Source organism: Janthinobacterium sp. LS2A, assembly GCF_036543145.1.
Lineage (GTDB): Bacteria > Pseudomonadota > Gammaproteobacteria > Burkholderiales > Burkholderiaceae_D > Janthinobacterium > Janthinobacterium aestuarii.
Map to the genome: position 1 here is coordinate 782,775 of NZ_JAZHPB010000001.1, position 19,126 is coordinate 801,900.

At 61.8% G+C, this 19,126-nt stretch carries 16 protein-coding genes; 12 read left to right on the forward strand and 4 right to left on the reverse strand.

Going from position 1 to position 19,126, the window contains the following annotated elements:
- Positions 1-10 precede the first annotated feature (10 nt).
- From tmk to V3C40_RS03675, 9 genes are all read left to right on the forward strand, one after another.
- Entirely contained in the window at positions 11-652 is a 642-nt protein-coding gene (tmk, locus tag V3C40_RS03635) for a dTMP kinase (RefSeq protein ID WP_034756150.1), read from the forward strand.
- 15 nt (positions 653-667) lie between these two features.
- Positions 668-1,696, forward strand: coding sequence for a DNA polymerase III subunit delta' (locus tag V3C40_RS03640; RefSeq protein ID WP_034756153.1), 1,029 nt, complete (start codon positions 668-670; stop codon positions 1,694-1,696).
- 106 nt (positions 1,697-1,802) lie between these two features.
- Entirely contained in the window at positions 1,803-2,189 is a 387-nt protein-coding gene (locus V3C40_RS03645) for a VOC family protein (protein WP_034756595.1), read from the forward strand.
- Positions 2,190-2,245: 56 nt separating this feature from the next.
- A complete protein-coding gene (locus V3C40_RS03650; protein ID WP_034756156.1) occupies positions 2,246-2,878 on the forward strand; it encodes a carbonic anhydrase in 633 nt (210 codons plus the stop codon).
- A 92-nt stretch (positions 2,879-2,970) separates the two neighbouring features.
- Positions 2,971-3,750 (forward strand): TatD family hydrolase, encoded by a 780-nt coding sequence (locus V3C40_RS03655; RefSeq protein ID WP_331776542.1) that lies wholly within the window; start codon positions 2,971-2,973, stop codon positions 3,748-3,750.
- A 16-nt stretch (positions 3,751-3,766) separates the two neighbouring features.
- Positions 3,767-4,417, forward strand: coding sequence for an ankyrin repeat domain-containing protein (locus tag V3C40_RS03660; protein WP_331776543.1), 651 nt, complete (start codon positions 3,767-3,769; stop codon positions 4,415-4,417).
- Positions 4,418-4,670: 253 nt separating this feature from the next.
- Positions 4,671-5,594 carry a methyltransferase domain-containing protein gene (locus V3C40_RS03665; RefSeq protein WP_331776544.1) on the forward strand — a complete coding sequence of 308 codons (924 nt, stop codon included), beginning with the start codon at positions 4,671-4,673 and terminating at the stop codon, positions 5,592-5,594.
- A 100-nt stretch (positions 5,595-5,694) separates the two neighbouring features.
- Complete coding sequence (locus tag V3C40_RS03670) at positions 5,695-5,943, forward strand: hypothetical protein (RefSeq protein WP_034756165.1); 249 nt, start codon at positions 5,695-5,697, stop codon at positions 5,941-5,943.
- A 163-nt stretch (positions 5,944-6,106) separates the two neighbouring features.
- Positions 6,107-6,304 carry a hypothetical protein gene (locus tag V3C40_RS03675; protein WP_128143192.1) on the forward strand — a complete coding sequence of 66 codons (198 nt, stop codon included), beginning with the start codon at positions 6,107-6,109 and terminating at the stop codon, positions 6,302-6,304.
- A 63-nt stretch (positions 6,305-6,367) separates the two neighbouring features.
- Here the strand turns inward: V3C40_RS03675 and V3C40_RS03680 are convergent, their stop codons facing one another.
- Positions 6,368-7,486 carry a phospholipase A gene (locus V3C40_RS03680; RefSeq protein ID WP_070302464.1) on the reverse strand — a complete coding sequence of 373 codons (1,119 nt, stop codon included), beginning with the start codon at positions 7,484-7,486 and terminating at the stop codon, positions 6,368-6,370.
- A 298-nt stretch (positions 7,487-7,784) separates the two neighbouring features.
- Between V3C40_RS03680 and fusA the strand changes: the two genes are divergently transcribed.
- On the forward strand, positions 7,785-9,893 hold the full coding sequence (gene fusA, locus V3C40_RS03685; protein ID WP_331776545.1) for an elongation factor G: 2,109 nt from the start codon (positions 7,785-7,787) through the stop codon (positions 9,891-9,893).
- Positions 9,894-10,076: 183 nt separating this feature from the next.
- Positions 10,077-10,607 carry an SRPBCC family protein gene (locus V3C40_RS03690; protein WP_230516024.1) on the forward strand — a complete coding sequence of 177 codons (531 nt, stop codon included), beginning with the start codon at positions 10,077-10,079 and terminating at the stop codon, positions 10,605-10,607.
- Positions 10,608-10,905: 298 nt separating this feature from the next.
- On the opposite strand, the gene V3C40_RS03695 is transcribed toward V3C40_RS03690, so the two are convergent.
- Both V3C40_RS03695 and V3C40_RS03700 read right to left on the reverse strand, forming a co-directional pair.
- On the reverse strand, positions 10,906-11,814 hold the full coding sequence (locus V3C40_RS03695; protein WP_331776546.1) for a hypothetical protein: 909 nt from the start codon (positions 11,812-11,814) through the stop codon (positions 10,906-10,908).
- A gap of 175 nt (positions 11,815-11,989) precedes the next feature.
- Complete coding sequence (locus V3C40_RS03700; RefSeq protein ID WP_331776547.1) at positions 11,990-12,898, reverse strand: alpha/beta hydrolase; 909 nt, start codon at positions 12,896-12,898, stop codon at positions 11,990-11,992.
- Between the two features lie 139 nt (positions 12,899-13,037).
- Here V3C40_RS03700 and V3C40_RS03705 point away from each other — a divergent pair, with 139 nt between their 5' ends.
- Entirely contained in the window at positions 13,038-16,238 is a 3,201-nt protein-coding gene (locus tag V3C40_RS03705) for a PAS domain-containing protein (RefSeq protein WP_331776548.1), read from the forward strand.
- Here the strand turns inward: V3C40_RS03705 and V3C40_RS03710 are convergent.
- Positions 16,235-19,123, reverse strand: coding sequence for a hybrid sensor histidine kinase/response regulator (locus V3C40_RS03710; protein ID WP_331776549.1), 2,889 nt, complete (start codon positions 19,121-19,123; stop codon positions 16,235-16,237). The two genes, V3C40_RS03705 and V3C40_RS03710, sit on opposite strands and share 4 nt — an antisense overlap.
- Positions 19,124-19,126 lie beyond the last annotated feature (3 nt).

The following is a 19,126-nucleotide window of genomic DNA, read 5'->3' on the forward strand; positions in this document are numbered from 1 at the left end:
TAAGAGTTTCATGACACAACACTATCAACCCCGCTTCATCACCTTCGAAGGCATCGATGGCGCGGGCAAGTCGACGCATATCGGCTTTGTCACCGACTACCTGCGGCAAAGGGGCGTGAGCCTCGTCTCGTCGCGCGAACCGGGCGGCACCAGCCTGGGCGAAAAGCTGCGCGAACTGCTGCTGCATGAAAAAATGCATCTGGAAACGGAAGCCTTGCTGATGTTCGCCAGCCGCCGCGAACACATCGCCCAAGTCATCGCACCCGCCCTGGAACGGGGCGAGTGGGTCATTTCCGACCGCTTTAGCGATGCCAGCTTCGCCTACCAGGGCGGCGGCCGCGGCATGGATCTGGGCAAGATGGAAGCGCTGGAAGCATGGGTGCACCCGCACTTGCAGCCGGACCTGACGTTTTTGTTCGACGTGCCGCTGGCCGTGGCCCGCGCCCGCCTGGACGCCACGCGCGCGCTCGACAAGTTCGAGCAGGAGCGATCGGACTTCTTTGCCGCCACGCGCAACGAGTACCTGCGCCGCGCGGCCCAGTTCCCGGAACGCTTCCGCATCATCGACTCCACGCAAAGCATTGCCGACATCCAAGTGCAACTTGCGCAATTACTTGATATTTTGCTCGAACAAAGCGTCGCAACACACTGATTTACAAAGAATAAAATGACCAGTTCTCTCTATCCGTGGCAACAGGACGCCTGGCAGCAATTGCAAGCCTTGCGCCCGCGCATGCCGCACGCCATTTTGTTCCATGGCGCGCAGGGCATCGGCAAGGCCGACTTCATCGAGCATTTTGCGCAAGCGCTGCTGTGCGAAGACGTGCGCGCCGACGGTCATGCCTGCGGCGCTTGCGCCTCGTGCGGCTGGTTTAGTCAGGGCAACCATCCCGATTACCGCCGGGTCCGTCCGGAAGCGCTGGAAGACGAGGTGGCCGACGACGGCGAAGAGGGCGAAGGCGCGAAGAAAAGCGCCAAGACCAAGACGCCGTCGAAAGACATCAAGATCGAGCAGATCCGCAACCTGGCCGATTTCATGAACATCTCCACGCACCGCCAGGGCTTGCGCGTGGTGGTGCTGTACCCGGCCGAGGCGCTGAACACGCCCGCGTCGAACGCCTTGCTGAAGACGCTGGAAGAGCCGCCGCCGGGCACCTTGTTCCTGCTGTCCTCGAACAGCCTGGACCGCTTGCTGCCGACGATTCTGTCGCGCTGCAGGAAATTCGCCTTGCCCATGCCCAGCCACGAGCAGGCCTTGACGTGGCTCAAGCAGCAAGGCTTGAACGATGCGGACAGCTGGCTGCGCGAGCAGGGCGGCGCACCGCTGGCCGCGCTGGCCCAGTCCGAGTCGGGCGGCCGCGAAGAGACGGAACAGTTGCTGCAAGTGCTGGCCAATCCCGGCGTCGAAGCGGCCCTGAAGGCTGCCGACAAATTGCAGAAGGCGCCGCTGGCGCCGCTGGTGGCATCGCTCCAGCGCTGGCTGTACGATGTGTTTTCCGTCAAATTGTCGGGCACCATCCGCTACTACCCGCGCCACAGGCGCGAACTGGAAGCCTTGGCAGGACGCATCAACGTGAGCCGTTTGATGGCCGCTATCAAGGCGGCGAACGAGCGCCGGGCGATTGCCGAGCACCCCTTGTCGCCCAAGCTGTTCCTCGAAGATATGCTGCTCGATTACGCTTCCAGTTGCCAATAAAATCAAGTGCTTGCGTTGCTGATTTAATGTAACTTCTCTTTGTTTCGTTTGCCACGCTTGGCCCCTAGTGTTACAGTCAAGGCACTGGACAGCAATGGAGGCGTGCATGAAACGAGTCACTGGCATCGGCGGCATCTTTTTCCAGGCGCAAGACCCGGCCTCGCTGCGCGCCTGGTACCAGCGCCACCTGGGTCTGGACGTGCAGCCGTGGGGCGGCGCCGCCTTTAGCTGGACGGATGCGGACGGCCAGCCCACGGCGGGCACCACCATCTGGTCCGTAGCAGCCAAGGGCAGCGAGCAATTCCTGCCCGGCAAGGCTTCCTTCATGATCAATTACCGGGTCGACGACCTCGATGCGCTGTTGCAAGCCTTGCGCGATGAAGGCTGCACGGTGCTGGACAAGGCGCCCGATTCGGAATACGGCCAGTTCGGCTGGGTCATCGATCCAGAAGGCAACAAGGTGGAGCTGTGGCAGCCGCCACAGGGGCAGTAGGCGGAACCTGCCTCGTTCAGCGATAATACCGGCTCAGATAACGATCCCTATTTATTATGCGCGACATTATTGCTGGATTCCTACGCTTCCAAAAAGAGGTTTTTCCTGAGCGCCGCGAGTTGTTCAAGACCCTGGCCACGGGACAAACCCCGAAGGCCCTGTTCATTTCCTGCTCGGACAGCCGCATGGTGCCGGAACTGGTGACGCAGCGCGAGCCCGGCGAACTCTTCGTGATCCGCAACGCGGGCAACATCGTGCCATCGTATGGCCCCGAGCCTGGCGGCGTGAGCGCCACGGTTGAATTTGCCGTGTCCGCCTTGAACGTGAGCGACATCGTCATTTGCGGCCATTCCGATTGCGGCGCGATGAAGGCAATCGCCACCTGCGCCTGCCTCGATCACATGCCGGCCGTGCGCAGCTGGCTGCACCATGCGGACGCGGCGCGCATGATCAACGAATCGGTCGACCATCCGACGGAGCAGTCGCGCATCGACGGCATGGTGCGCGCCAACGTGGTCGCGCAACTCAATAACCTGCGCACCCATCCTTCGGTGGCGCTGGCCATGGCGCAACACCGGCTGACCCTGCACGGCTGGGTGTACGACATCGAGAACGGTTCTCTCGACGCGCTCGACGAGTCGACCGGCAACTTCGTGCCGCTCGCGGAACACCCGGCCTCGCAGATGTAATCGGCTGCAAGCCTCCGAACCGCTCCGGCAGGGGATGCGCGCCGCCGCCGTTCCCCTGCCAGTTTTCTCTCCCTCCGGTACAATCCCGCCTTATGTATATCGATTCCCATTGCCATATCAATTTCCCCGAGCTGGCCGCTCGCATGCCCGAGATCCTCGCCAAGATGGCCGAGAACAAGGTGACGCACGCTCTGTGCGTGTCCGTCGACTTGCCGGACTTCCCGCAGGTGCTGGCCCTGGCCGAGCAGTATCCGCATATCTTTGCGTCCGTCGGCGTGCATCCCGACTATGAAGACACGCCTGAACCGTCCGTGGAAGACCTGGTGCGATTGGCGGACCACCCGAAGATCATCGCCATCGGCGAGACGGGCCTCGATTATTTCCGTTTGACGGGCGACCTCGAGTGGCAGCGCGAGCGTTTCAGAACTCACATCAAAGCTTCAAGAATCACGCGCAAGCCCTTGATTATTCACACAAGAGCGGCCAGTGAAGACACGATACGCATCATGCGCGAAGAGGGCGCTGGCGTGGCCGACGGCGGCGTGGCCGGCGTCATGCATTGCTTTACGGAATCGCTGGAAGTGGCGCGCGCCGCCATCGACATGGGTTTCTATATTTCGTTTTCCGGCATCGTCACGTTCAAGAGCGCCAAGGATTTGCAAGCCGTGGCCCTGGAAGTACCGCTCGAGCGCATCCTCATCGAGACGGATTCGCCGTACCTGGCGCCCGTGCCGTTCCGCGGCCGCATGAACGAACCGGGCTATGTGGCCCACGTAGCGGAATACCTGTCGACCCTGAAAGGCATCCCACTGGAGCAGGTGGCGTGCCAGACGACGGACAATTTCTTCAAGTTATTCAACCAGTTGCCATAACTTCTTAAGGTCATACATGATGAAAAAACTCGCGCTGGCGATGCTGCTGTGCTGCGCTAGCGCCAGCCACGCGGCGCCGGAACCGGACGCCTTCTTCCGTGCCGTGTCCGTCAACAACGCCAGCGGCGTGCGCGACATGCTGGCCGAGGGCATGAACCCGAACCAGCCCGACGCGCAGCGCGGCGACATTCCCCTCGTGCTGGCCTTGCGCGACGATGCGGACCGGGTTTTCAAGGTGCTGCTAGACGCACCCGGCATCGACATCGAAGCCCGTTCGGCCAACGGCAACACGGCGCTGATGATGGCCGCCTATAAACACAAGCAGGACGCCGTGGAAGCCTTGCTGGCCAAGGGCGCCAAGGTCAACCAGAGCGGCTGGACGGCGCTCCATTATGCGGCTTCGGCGGGCGACCTGCCGATCATGAAGATCTTGCTCGACCGCGACGCCGCCGTCGATGCGCGCGCGCCCGCCAACGTCACGCCGCTGATGTTTGCCGCCCGCGAGGGACAGGAGGGTGCCGTCAAGCTGCTGCTGTCGTGGGGCGCGGACGCCAGCCTGAAAAGCGACCATGGCTGGACTGCCGCGCAGTTCGCCCAGGCCGGCGACAAGCCGGGCGTGGTCGCCATCATCGAAGCGGCACAGAAGGCGCGCGCGGCCAGAAAGTAATCTTCTGGTAATATTTTCCATGCCAGCGCTGAAACTGGCATGGAATTGCCTCTCAGCTCAGCCCTTTGTTCTCCGTGCCGATTAACGATAATGATCGTGTCGCATTAATCAGGAGATTTTTCGCATGGGCAATCACATCAACGTCAGGCGCCGGCTGGTTTGTCGCCGCCCCTCGCGCAGCCCGTGCGATAACACTGCTTTCTGGAATGACAAAACCGATCGGCCATCGGAGCCAGACTCCAAGAGGACAGACATGCTGAATGAACGAGAAATCGAGAGTTGTTACCTGGGGCAATTTATCCCCGTCCATTACCACCACAATATGTTGATGGACCAGAACCGCATGCACGGGTTCAAGTCGGCGATCGATTACGCGGTGAAGCCTGGCATGAAAGTGCTGGAGCTGGGCGGCGGCACGGGTGTGCTGTCGTGGTTTGCGGCCGCGCGCGCCGACAAGGTGTGGTGTGTGGAGTTCAATCCGGACATGGTCAAGGAAGCGCGCAAGATGCTGGCGCTCAATCCCAACGGTGAAAAAGTGGAAGTCGTCCACGCGGACGCGTTTGAATACCTGCCGCCCGAGCCCGTCGACGTGGTCATCTGTGAAATGATCCATGTCGGCATGCTGCGCGAAAAGCAGGTGGAAGTGATCGAATCGTTCAAGCGCCGCTACCTGGCCCGCTTTGGCGGCCCGCTGCCCATCTTCCTGCCCGAAGCCGTCATTATGGCCGTGCAGCCGATGCAGCAGGAATACGATTTCGAGGGCTTTTATGCGCCCATCGTGCAATTCCAGGAAACCACGGCCATCCACCCTGGCGTGCAGGAGCTGGCGCCGCCGTCCGTCTACAGCATCATCGACTTCAGCCAGCCGACGGACAGCGTGTTCGGTTTCGACGGCAAGTTCGTCGTCGAGCGCAGCGGCACCCTGAACGCCTTGCGTTTCGTCACCAAAAACATCCTGGCCGTCGTGCCCGAACGCTCGACCACGATCGACTGGCTGAACCACTACATGTGCTTGCCGCTGGCCACGCCGGTCGCCGTGAAGGCGGGTGACGTGCTGCAAGTGAGCTTCCAGTACCGCGCCGGCGGCTCGATTCCTTCGCTGGAAACGTCGATCCGCGCGCAGGTGATCTATGACGTGAACCTGCAGCCTGCCACGCAGAACGCCGTCTACGCATAAGTAGCATTAATTCAAAGGCAACGCCGCAGCGATTTCGTCCTGCGGCGTTTGTCCATTCAGGGTATATTTCGTCTTTTACCCACTGGACAGCTTTACTATCATGGAACAGATCGATCAGCGTTACCTCGTGCAACAGAACAAAATCAGCGACGGCGAGACCAAACCGCCCGTGTTTGCCAAGGTAATGCGCAGCAAGGAAGGCGTGTTTGAAGGCGTGTCCTTCATCAAGTCGAAGGACAAGGCCTCCATCCTGACCATCGAAGATGCCAACCAGGCCATCAAATGGGCCACCAGCAAGAAGCCGAACGCGCATGAATACATCACGAAAGTGATTTGCGTCGGCCAATAAAGGTCTCCGCAGGCGCCGTTCATTCCCGTTTTTGCACCGTTCATCCCCCCAGCACGCAGTTCATCGCACGGCCGTTGCGGCCGTGGCGGCGCTTGCATATAGTGGCCTCACGGTAGCGGGGCAAGCACGGCTTGCTCCGCACATTTCATTCTAGGGGGACGCAATGCTGGGATTTGTGCTGTGGCTGCTGCTCTTGCTCGTATGCTGGCCCCTGGCCTTGCTGGCCCTCGTGCTGTATCCGCTGGCCTGGCTGCTGTTGCTGCCATTCCGCTTGATAGGCATCGGCGTGGAAGGCGTGTTTGAATTGCTGCGCGCCATCGTCATGCTGCCGGCCCGCGTGCTGGGCGGCGGCCCGCGATAAACCAGATATTTTCCATAAAAAATGGCGCCCTCGGCGCCATTTTTGTTTGCGGTACTGTTTAGCTTACAGGTCGACCATGAAACCGGCGCCGATCGATTTCTGCGAATAGTTGTAGTCGATCAAGCTCTGGCCATAGCCGGAGAACAGTTGCAGATAGCCTTTCAGGTTGGCCTTCAATGGGAAAGCCCAGCTTGCCTGCATGGAGCCATGCTTCTTGCTGAAATTGCGGCGGGCCGTCACGGCATACTCGTGGCCCTTGTTGCGGTAGCTCACGCGCAAGTCGCCATGCCCCAGGTAATCGGTGATGTCGATATTGTCATTGTCGGTCTTGCCATTGTCGAGGCGGTGCCAGACACGGGCCGTGACGGCCAGATTGTCTTTTTCCATGCCCAGTTCGGCATACACGCGGTTCCAGCTGCGCGACAGGGTCGACGTCTGGCCGTTGGACTGGTGCACGAGGCCGAAGTTCAGGTAATTGAATTCGACACCCGCGAAATTCTTGTTGATCGGCATGATCAGCATCAGTTCCGGCTGGTAATTGGTCTCGCGGAACGGGCTCGAGGCCTTGCGGTTATACGCTTGCCAGAAACTTTGCTGCGTGTAGCCGAACCACATGTCGAGCGGCGTGCCGGCGATGTCTTCCAGCAGCTTCATCTTGAAGCTCAGCTGGAACGTCAGTTCCACATGCTGGCTCTTGATGCCGGCCGGCGTGAAATCCTGGAACGGCTCGTCGTTGGACGCATCGCTGTAATTGGCCAGCAGCAGATAGGTGTCGCGGTGCGGGCGGAAGTTGAACAGGCCGCGTTTCGAGGCCTCGTTCAGTTCCCACGATTGCTGCGTGCGCGAAATCGGCGCTTCCGGCGGCGCAGCGCCTGTCTGTGCGACGGCGGGAATGGCCGCGTTGACAGCGTCCGGCGTGGCCACGCCAGGCGGGCTGACTGGCGTGATGGGGGCGGCCTCGGCTGCCGCTGCCAGGGTGACGGCCGCGGTGGCGGAATCACCTCCGGCGGCGATGGTGGCTTTTTCCGCCGCCTTGGCCAGGGTGTCGAAGCACCCCAGGCGGGCGCTGGCGTCGCCAAGCACGGCGCAACGCTGCATTTGCTGTTCCAGTTCGCCGGCCATGGCCAGCGCCGGCGATGCCAGCAGGGAAGAGAGGATTATTTTTCTTAGTTGGATAGTCATAGGCTGAGTAGGGCATGTCGTTCGGTGCGCACCTGGGCTGCATGCCGGCGGCGTCGCCTTGCATGGCAGGATGCCATGCGTATTGATTTTTATTAATCTTTGTTGAATTAAAGTTCAAAAATTAACGTCTGGAAGTATAGCCGAATCCGCAATTAGTCTCCGTGCGCCTGACGTGTGTGCGCCTGCCAGTGTTGCGTGCATGGTAAACAGCCCGCCGCCGTGTCGGCCAAATCGATGTCTGCTACACTGCAAAACCGGCGCAAACCGAGGCGTGCCGGGGCTAGCCATGGAGATTGTGATGACCCGCAAAACACCTATCGAGCGCTACCGCAACATCGGCATCAGCGCCCATATCGACGCCGGCAAGACCACCACCACCGAGCGCATCCTGTTTTATACGGGGGTCAATCACAAGATCGGCGAAGTGCACAATGGCGCCGCCACCATGGACTGGATGGAGCAGGAACAGGAACGGGGCATCACCATTACCTCGGCCGCCACCACGGCCTTCTGGAAAGGCATGGCCGGCAACTTCCCCGAACACCGCATCAACATCATCGATACGCCCGGCCACGTGGATTTCACGATCGAGGTCGAGCGTTCGATGCGCGTGCTCGACGGCGCCGTGATGGTGTATGACGCCGTCGGCGGCGTTCAGCCGCAATCCGAGACCGTCTGGCGGCAAGCCAACAAATATCACGTGCCGCGCATCGCCTTCATCAACAAGATGGATAGGGTGGGGGCCGATTTCCTGCGCGTGCGCAAGCAGATCGCCGACCGCCTGAAGGGCGTGGCCGTGCCCATCCAGTTGCCGATCGGCGCCGAAGACCATTTCACGGGCGTGATCGACTTGCTGAAAATGCGCGCCATCACCTGGGACGACGCCAGCCAGGGCGTGCAGTTCAGCTATGGCGAGATTCCCGCCAAGCTACAGGCGCAGGCACAGCAGTGGCATGAGCACATGGTCGAACACGCGGCCGAGGCCAGCACCGAGATGACGGAACGCTACCTGAATGGCGACACCTTTACGGAAGCCGAACTCAAGCAAGCCTTGCGCGCGCGTACCATCCGCAACGAAATCGTGCCCATGCTGTGCGGCAGCGCCTTCAAGAACAAGGGCGTGCAGGCGATGCTCGACGCCGTCATCGAATACCTGCCGTCGCCCATGGAAGTGCCGCCCATCATGGGCCATGACGAGCACGACAACGAGGTGGAGCGCCATCCGACGGACGACGAGCACTTTGCCGCGCTGGCCTTCAAGATAATGACGGACCCGTTCGTGGGACAATTGACCTTCTTTCGCGTGTATTCGGGCGTGGTGAACTCGGGTGACATGGTCTACAACCCGACCAAGAGCGCGCGCGAACGGCTGGGGCGCATCCTGCAGATGCATGCGAACGAGCGCAAGGAAATCAAGGAAGTGTATGCGGGCGACATCGCCGCCGCCGTGGGCCTGAAAGCCGTCACCACGGGCGACACCTTATGTGCCATTGACCACATCATCGTACTGGAAAAGATGATCTTCCCGGAACCCGTGATTTCGCAGGCGGTCGAACCGAAGACCAAGCCTGACCAGGAAAAGATGGGCATCGCCCTGAACCGCCTGGCGCAGGAAGACCCGTCGTTCAAGGTGCATACGGACGAGGAATCGGGCCAGACCATCATGTCTGGCATGGGTGAATTGCACCTGGAAATCCTGGTCGACCGCATGCGCCGTGAATTCGGCGTGGAAGCCAATGTCGGCAAGCCTCAGGTGGCGTACCGCGAAACCATCACGCGCGCGGTGGAAGACGTGGAGGGCAAGTTCGTCAAGCAATCGGGCGGGCGGGGCCAGTACGGCCACGTGGTGCTGAAACTCGAACCGTTGGAGCCGGGCACAGGCTACCAGTTCGTCGACGCCATCAAGGGCGGAGTGGTGCCGCGCGAATTCATTCCCGCCGTCGACAAGGGCATCGTCGAAACCTTGAAGTCGGGCGTGCTGGCCGGCTACCCGGTCGTCGACGTGAAGGCGACCTTGACCTTCGGCTCCTACCACGACGTCGATTCAAACGAAAACGCCTTCCGCATGGCCGGCTCCATCGCCTTCAAGGATGGCATGCGCAAAGCACACCCCGTGCTGCTCGAACCGATGATGCAGGTGGAGGCGGAAACGCCGGAAGAGTTCATGGGCAACGTCATGGGAGATTTGACGGCCCGCCGCGGCATGGTGCAGGGCGTCGACGACATCCCCGGCGGCGCGGGCCGCATCGTCAAGGCCCTCGTACCGCTGGCCGAAATGTTCGGCTATTCCACCACCCTGCGTTCGCTGACCCAGGGCAGGGCCACCTACACGATGGAATTCAAGCATTATGCTGCCGTACCCAAGCATATCCTCGACCAGGTGGCATCTGCTGGCAAAGCCAAGTAGGTCGGGTAGGTCGGATTAGGCCCTCCGGGCCGTAATCCGACACCATTGTTGGCCTGGTCCGTTGATGGTGTCGGCTTACGCGCTGCGCGCTAACCCGACCTACGCTCAAGATGGCGTACGGGCCTTTCCCATTTTCGGCGTCACTGTTACATTAACTGCCAGTCCACCAACACAGGAGAGAGCATGGCCACCGCAGAACAGAAGCAGGAAGGACAGCACCGCGACAGTAGCGACTTTGTCATCACGCAAACCTTCGACGCGCCGCGCGAACTGGTGTTCCGTTCGTGGGTCGAACCGGAGCGCCTGGCACAGTGGTGGGGCCCCGTCGGCTTCGAATTGAGCGTGCTGGCGCTGGACCTCAAACCGGGCGGAGTCTTCCACTACGGCATGCGCGCCGACAATGGCTACGAGATGTGGGGCAAGTTCACCTACCAGTCTATCGAAGCGCCTGAACGCATCGTTTCCATCCTGTCGTTTGCCGACAAGCAGGGGAATGCGGTGCAGCACCCCGTCAGCGCTACTTGGCCGCTGGAATCGTTCAATGTCATGACGCTTAGCGAAGAGAATGGCAAGACGACGATGACGTTACGGTCGACGCCGCACAAGGCGACGGATGAGCAGCATGAGACTTTCAAGCAGGGGTTTGAGTCGATGACGCAGGGGTTCAAGGCGACCTTCGCCCAGCTGGCCCAGTACCTGGCGCGTGTTCAGTGATCGTATTGTTTTGAACAGCGGGCCAGAGCCGCGGGCCTGAGAAAATGCCCATGGCTGCGTTGCTTGGGCTCGCCGTACATGCGTACTGTCTTCGCCCGCGCGCCTTGCCCTGGCCATTTTTCAGGCCCGCTGGGCCCGGGGAGCCTGAGTTTGGGACGGGAGCCTATTCGTATTGATCTTGGATATGTTTTTTGTTGAAGAGCGTTTATACGCCAAAGCACCTTGTTGAAGTAACCAGGTAGCATTTTTGAAGCTCGCGCCGCACCTATAGCGTGATAGCGGAGCAGACCTGGCACATTTAAAATGGGACTTCACCTTCGTAATGGTTTGACACATCAACCATATAAATAATCTGCGATGCGCAAACTGCTAATACGTACTCAGCCACTTCCGCTGTTGCAATACCTCCCGCTGCGCCTCCATGCCCGATTCCATCTCCTCCGCTCCGATATGCATAAATTCCAGTTATGGTTTGAGCAATTGCTTTAGGTACTGAAACGTCTTTTGTTGACGAGAACCATTTCGCTAGGTCTCCCAATGTAGCAGCCTTCGCAGCAGGGAATAGAATTTTCCCCGCTGCTTCGACAGCACAAACTACCTCCTTCACGCAATTTTCATAGTCCGGCTTTGCTGGACTGCGAAAGAATTGCATTGCCTTGTCATAGTGTCGACGAGCACTTGCGAGCCGGCTATCACCGAGAACTACCTGTGCCCTAGTAGTCACCTCAACAGTATGTTTTCTGCCTCTCCTGCGAACTAATCCTTCTGTGAATTCAAAAGCCAATTCCTCTTCCGAAAATAGCCGCTGTAATTCAGCCGTGATAAATGCCTGCACTTCGGACTTTGGAGTGGTCACTTCGTATATGTCGTTGTAGCTATACCCAACTTCCTTTGCCAAGTGGTTATGTAAACGCTCACAAAAGTCATAGTTTTTGTCCCAACTTAGCGTAGCAAGCGCTACCTCAACGTCGATTTTCGCTTGTTGAATACTAGCGGACTTCGAATTGTTATACTCGACAGGTGGTAGACGTGCGATACGTTGGATCTCTCGTGCCAATGGGGCCCACCCGGCAATATAATCACGGTCTATTAAATCTAAAAGAAGATGCAATAGCCCTACTTGCGCACTTTGAGGAAATTCCGTATCGATTTTGCGGTGCACGCCTCTATTTCTAGCCGAAAATGGTGTTTGATCAAAGCTTGACATTCGTATGATTCCGATTTATTTGAAAAGTTCTTGTTGATCTAAATTTCACATCTCACGGCCTCGCCTTGCCGGTAGCACCTGATCTATTTTCGTATTGTTACGCTGGGTGGCACTAAAGAAAAAGTTTAAAGAACTACAAATGCACGGCTTATGCCACCCGCTTCAGGCCGCGCTTTCATCGTTGCGCCTCCATCCCCAACATCCCCCGAACCACCACCAAAATCATCCCCCACGCATTCGACGTCGCCGCAATCTCGTCATAATGACTTGCCCCAGGCAAAATCAGCACTTCCGCATGGTCGCCAGCCAGCGTGGCCTTGGCCGCATAGTCGTGCGCCACGCGGGGAGGGGAGATGGTGTCGAGTTCTCCCGTGGCCAGCACAGTGCGGCTGCCGTTGGGGATCAGGTCGGCGGCGTTGGTGTCGCTGTAGATGTCGGGGCGCGTTGCGCTGGGCTGGCCTGCCAGCTGGGCGATGTCGCGCTCGCAGCTGGTCTTGATCAAGTCCTTTTCATGGCGCAGGTCGGCCAGGCCGCCCAGGCTGACGATGTTTTTCACTGGCAGCAACTTGTCGCGGTACAGGGGGCTGGTCTTTGGCAGTTTTTCCCGTCCGGCGATCCATTGCACCAGCTGGCCGCCGGCCGAGTGGCCCATGGCGACGATGCGGTTCACGTCCAGCTGGTATTGGGGCGCGTGCTGCCGCAGGCTGTCGAGTGCCGCGTGCATGTCTTCGTAGGTGCCCGGATAGCCGCCGCCCGGCTCGTCGACGCGGCGGTACTCGACATTCCACACGGCGATGCCTTGCGCGACGAGGGCGCCGGCCACGTTACGCATCTGCTTGATGCCGCCGAAGGCCACCGTCCAGCAGCCGCCATGCACGAGCACGACGACGGGGAACGGGCCGCTGCCTTCGGGCCGGAACAGCTGTGCGTATTGCGACGGCGCGGGGCCATAGGGGATCTGCGCCGTAGGCGGGGGGCCGTTCAGGGCCAGGTAGTCGTCCAGGCTCATGGGGGCGGCGACGGCGCCGTGGGCACAGGCGAGCAGGGCGGTGGCGATCAGGGAGGACGGCAGGGAAGTAGGCATGCTGGAACTCGCTTGAGAAGAGAGCAACACTTTAGCATAGGGGCACGTGCACGTAGAGATCAAGCGATGCGCTGTTTCCTCCTGCAAGAGGGTTGCCACATGGTATATTCCGGGCATCAGTTTTCCCCTTATCGACACGGTGCACGCAAACAACATTCTTTCCTTGCTGGACGCCGAGCATAGTGCGCTGGGCAGCATCGCGGCAGGCGCCGACCTGGCCCATGCATTGGAGCATTTGTTGCTGGCGCTGCAAGCGCTGGCCGATGGCGGCGCGCATGCCTGCCTGGTGCTGATCGACGAGTCCGACCGCTTTTGCGGCTTGTCTGCACCCAGTCTGCCACAAGACCTGTGCCTGGCCTTGCGCCATGGCGGCGAACAGCCATCCCCGTTCGGCACGGCGGCCTTTTCCGGCGCGCCCGTGTATTGCGGCGACATCACGCGCGACGTGCATTGGAGCGCGGGACGCAAGGAAGCCTTGCTGCACGGCTACCGCGCCTGCTGGGTCGCCCCCGTCTTTGGCGCCAAGGGGCATATCCTGGGCGTGCTGGGCCTGTTTTTCCAGGCGACATGCCATCCCACGCAACCCGAGATCGAACTGCTGGCGCTGGCCGCGCGCGTGGCCGCGCATGTCATCGAGCGGGGCCAGCTGGAACAGGCGCTGCACGACAGCCGCGAACACTTTCATTACGCCATCGAACTGAACACGCAAGTGCTGTGGACGGCCGATATCGACGGCAAGCTCGACTATGTCGCGCAGCGCTGGCGCGAATGGACTGGCGGCAACGGCCTGGGCACCAGCTGGCTGGAAGCCATCCACCCCGAAGACATTCCCCATTCCTTGGCGGCCTGGAGCGAAGCGGTGGGCAGCGGCCAGCCTTTCGACCAGGAAATGCGCGTGCGCCGGCAGGATGGCCAGTACCGCTGGGTGCATTCGCGCGCATATTGCCGGCGGGACGAGCGCGGCCAGGCCGTGAAATGGTATGGCTCGTGCGAGGATATCGACGAACACTGGCAGGCGCGCAATGCCTTGCTCGACAGCGAGGCGCAGTTCCGTTCGCTCGCGTCCACCATGCCCAACCAGGCCTGGCTCGCGCATGGCAGCGGCGCCACCTACTGGGTCAACGAACAGGTGTGCGAATACACGGGGCAATCGATGAAGTCGCTCGTATCCAGCGGTTTCCGCCACTGCGTGCATCCGGACGACGTGCAGACCACGCAGAGAAGCTGGGACCGGGCCGTCGCCACGGCCAGCGCCTATGAGCAGGAGTTCCGCATGCGTCGCGCCAGCGACGGCGCTTACCGCTGGTTCCTCGCGCGCGCCTTGCCCCTGTTCGACGAGGCGGGCAAGGTACTTCGCTGGGTGGGCACGAATACGGACGTGCAGGAACAGAAGAACGTGCTGGAAAAGATGGCCTACCTGAATTCCTCGCTGGAAGTGGAAATGGCCAACCGCACGGCCGACCGCGACCGCATGTGGCGGCTGTCGACCGACATCATGCTGGTGGCGGATTTGTCCGGCATGATCATCGCCGTCAATCCCGCCTGGAGCAAGATACTCGAGCGCCCGGAAGTCGAATCACTGGGTATGGACTTCATCAGCCTCGTGCATCCCGACGACCGCATGGCGGCCTTGCAGGACTTGTCGCGCCTGGCCCATGGCGCGCCCACCTTGCGCATGGAAAACCGCTACCGGCGCCGCGATGGTGGCTACCGCTGGATTTCCTGGACGGCCGTGCCGGCGCAAAAGCTGATCCATGCCATCGGCCGCGACGTCACCGATGAAAAAGAGGCGCGGCTGGCGCTGGTGCGCAGCGAGCAAGCTTTATTGCAGGCGCAAAAGCTCGAATCGATCGGCAAGCTGACGGGTGGCGTGGCCCACGATTTCAATAACGTCCTGCAGATCATTTCCGGCAATTTGCAGTTGCTAAAACTGACGGTGGCCGACAATCCGCAGGCGGCCCGCCGCCTCGATTCGGCCGCCTCGGCCGTCGAGCGGGGCGCCAAGCTGTCGTCGCAGCTGCTGGCCTTTGCGCGGCGCCAGCCGTTGAAACCGCTGGTGACGGACCTGGGCCGTTTGCTGCGCCGCATGCATGAGCTGATCCGCCGCGCGCTGGGCGAGGCGATTACCGAGGAAACCTTCATCAGCGACGGCCTGTGGCATACGCTGGTCGACCCGAATCAGATGGAAAACGTGCTGCTGAACATGGCCATCAACGCGCGCGATGCGATGGACAAGGGCGGGCGCCTGACTTTTACCTTGAGCAACGTCACGCTAGACGCCGCCTACGCCAGCCAGCATGCGGACGTGCTGGAAGGACAATACGTGCTGCTGACCATCACCGACACGGGCCACGGCATGGAACGCGACGTGATCGACCAGATCTTCGAGCCCTTCTTTACCACCAAGCGCGAAGGCGAGGGCACGGGCCTGGGCCTGTCCATGGCGTACGGTTTCATCCGCCAGAGCGCGGGCCACATCAAGGTGCACAGCGCGCCGGGCGCCGGCACGACGTTCAAGATTTATCTGCCCCGTTCGCTGGAAAAACTGGCCGAACCGCCACCGAGCCTGACGGGTCCCGTGCTGGGCGGTGGCGAGACCATCCTCGTCGTGGAAGACGATGCGCCCGTGCAGCACACGGTGGTCGACATGCTGCGCGGCCTAGGCTACGACGTGCTGCATGCCGATGACGGCGCCTCGGCGCTGGCCCTGCTGGGCACGGGCGTGGCCATCGACCTGCTGTTTACGGACGTGGTCATGCCCGGCCCCGTCAGCAGCAAGCAACTGGCGCAGCAGGCCAGGCTGCTGCTGCCGGAACTGGCCGTATTGTTTACCTCGGGCTATACGCACAATGCCATCATGCAGGGTGGGCGGCTGGACCCGCGCGTGGAGCTGTTGAGCAAACCGTACCAGCGCGAAGACCTGGCGCGGCGCATCCGCCATTTGCTGGCCGACCGCCGCCTCGTGGGCGCGCCCGACCCGTCCGGGAGGCGCATCCTGCTGGTGGAAGACAATGACGATGCGCGTGAAATGACGACGGAAATGCTCAATATGCTGGGGCACACCGTGCACGGCGTGGCCAGCGCGGAAGCGGCCATGCCGCTGTTGGCCATGCCGGGCCTGGACGTGCTGGTGACGGACATCAGCCTGCCCACGATGTCCGGCCTGGAACTGGCGCGCCATGCGCGCGCACACTGGCCGCAGCTGGACGTGGTGTTTGCTTCCGGACACGACTGGGGCGCCAGCCTGATGCAGGACGCCAACGCCCGTTTCCTACGCAAGCCGTTTGGTCTGGAAGAGCTGGCCGGCGCACTGAAGGCGCGCCGGCTCGACGTTTACTAGTTTGGTGTCAGCAAGGCTTGCTGCAATTGCTCGACGCTAAATGGTTTGACGAGGAAGCGCGCTTGCGGGTCCAGCACGCCGGAATTGGCCGGCGCATGGCCGGTGGAAAACACCACTTCCAGCCGCGGCTGCTCGCGGGCCGCCAACTGGGCCAGCTCGACGCCCGACATGCGCGGCAGGCTGATATCGGTCAGCAGCAGTTCCAGTCCCGGCGTGCCCAGCAGGGGCAAGGCTTCTTCGGCCGTGCCCACGGCCAGCACCGTGTGGCCCAGCATGGCCAGCAGGTCGCCTGTCATCGCGCGCGCGTCCGCATTATCTTCCACCAACAAAATATGTCGTCCCGCCGGCTGTGCGGGTGCGGCAGGTTGCGGCGGCGCCAGCTGCGCGCGATACTGGTGCAGGGCCGTCACGTGGCGGCCGTTGGCCAGCAGGTGGCGGATGCGCCGCGCCAGGTCTTCGCGCCGGTAAGGCTTGCTCAACAACTCCACGCCCGGTTCCAGCCGGCCGCCCTGCATCATGGCGTCCTGCGTGTAGCCCGAGGTAAACAATACGGCCAGCTGCGGCAGCAGCACGCGGGCCTGGCGCGCCAGCGCCGTGCTGGCCACTTTGCCTGGCATCACCACGTCCGTAAACAGCAGGTCGATGGGCACGCCGCTGCCGATGACGGCCAGTGCGCTTTCGCCATCGCTGGCGCGCAGCACGACGTAACCGAGGCCGCGCAGCATGTCGACCACCGTCGTCTGCACCTGCACGTCGTCTTCCACGACGAGGATGGTTTCCTTGCCGCCCAGCACGGGGCCATCCAGCTGCAGCGGCAGTTCCGTTTCCGCTTCCAGCGAGCGCGGCAGGTAGATGCGGAAGGTGCTGCCATGGCCAGGCAGACTGTCCACCGTCAGGTGGCCGCCGCTCTGGCGCAGGAAGCCATAGGCCATGGACAGGCCCAGGCCCGTGCCTTCGCCTTCTTTCTTTGTCGTGAAGAACGGCTCGAAAATCTTGTCCAGCAGCTCGGCCGGAATGCCCGCGCCCGTATCCGAGACGGCCAGCAGCACGTAGTCGCCGGGCGCCACGTCCGCATGGCGGGCCGCGTAATCGCTGTCCAGCACGATGTTGCTCAGTTCGATGGTCAGCTGGCCTTGGCCATCCATGGCGTCGCGCGCATTGATGGCCAGGTTGAGGATGACGTTTTCCAGCTGGTGCGGGTCGACCAGGGCACGCCAGCAGTCGTCGGCCAGCAGCCAGCGCGTTTCGATGGTTTCGCCCGTGGCGCGCCGCAGCAGCTCTTCCGTCGAGCGCAGCAGCTGCGCCAGGTCCGTCACCAGCGGTTTCAATGGCTGGCGCCGCGCAAAGGCCAGCAGCTGGGCCGACAGCTTGGCGCCCCGTTCCACGGCGGCCGAGGCGCTGGCGATACGCTTGGCGGCCAGCGGGTCGTTGTCCAGGCTCAGCTGCAGCAGCTGCAGATTGCCCGAGATAATTTGCAGCACGTTATTGAAATCGTGGGCCACGCCGCCCGTCAGCTTGCCCAGCGCTTCGAGCTTTTGCGATTGCAGCAAGGCCATCTCGCTGTGGCGCAACGATTCCTGCATGAGGCGCAAGGTGTTTTGCGCCTCTTTTTCCACGGTGACATGGCGCCCGGTGGCAAATATCAGGTCGCCTTCGGTGGCCGTCACCCACGACAGCCAGCGGTGGCCGCCATCGCGGTGCCGGTAGCGGTTTTCAAAGCTGGGCCTGGCCTCTTGCGTCACTTGCGCCAGCGCCTGGCGCGTGGCGGCCGCATCTTCGGCCAGCACGAAGTCGAAGATGCTGCGGCCCAGCATTTCCTCGGGCAGCCAGCCCAGGATGGCGCCGGCGGCCGGGTTGACGGCGGCAAAGCAGCCTTCGGCATCGATGGCCACCATCAGGTCTTGCGCGCTGCGCCACAGGCGCTCGCGCTCGCTGTTGCGCGCGGCCAGTTCCGCTTCCAGCTTCTTTTCCACGGTAATGTCGCGCGCGCTGCAATACACCTTCTCGCCCTCGGGCACGGCCACCCACGACAGCCAGTGCCAGCCGCCCAGCTTGTGGCGGTAGCGGTTTTCGAAGCGCAGCGCCGGCTGGCCCTGGTTGGCCGCATCCCAGGCCGCATAGGTGCGCGGCAAGTCGTCCGGATGGATCAGTTCAAAAAATTTCGTCGTGCGGATTTCCTCCACGGACCAGCCCAAGGTGGCTTGCCAGGCGGGGTTCGAGTGTTCGAAATAGCCGTCGAGGTTAAGCACGCCCAGCAAGTCGGGGCTGACGTTCCAGGTGCGGCCGAATTCGCGCGTGCGCTCGGCCACTTGCGTTTCCATGCTGGCAGTCAGGGCGCGCAAACGCGATTCCGCCCGAGCCCGCAAAATGGTCGACCAGACGCGTTCCGACACTTGCACGGCCAGTTCGATCTCGTCCGCATGCCACAGGCGCGCCGCGCTGCTGTGCACGACGAACAGGGCCGCCAGCTGGCCATCCTTGGCAATCGGAATGTTCAGGAAGGCACGGATGCCCAGACGCGCGAACGCGGCCAGCGCGGCCGGCATGGCTGTGCGCGGGTCGCTTGCCACATCGCTGACGGCGAGCGCCTGGCCGGCGGCAAGCGCATCGGCCAGGCCTGCCGCGTAATCGCCGAGGAAATACTCGCCGGCGGCGCCCGGCGCCAGGCCATCGCTCCACGCATGCTGCAAGGTGGGGCACTGCAGGGTCTGGTCGATATCGAAACAGGCCACTTGCTGGGCGCCCAGGCGTTGTCCCAGCAGCTGGGCCGACAGGGAAAGAATCTCGCCCGTGTCTTGCAGCAGGCGCAGCCGGCGTTCCAGTTGCAGCAAAAAGGCGACGCCGCTGGCGCCGGCCTGGCTGCGGGGGACGGGTGTGCTGGTCATGCC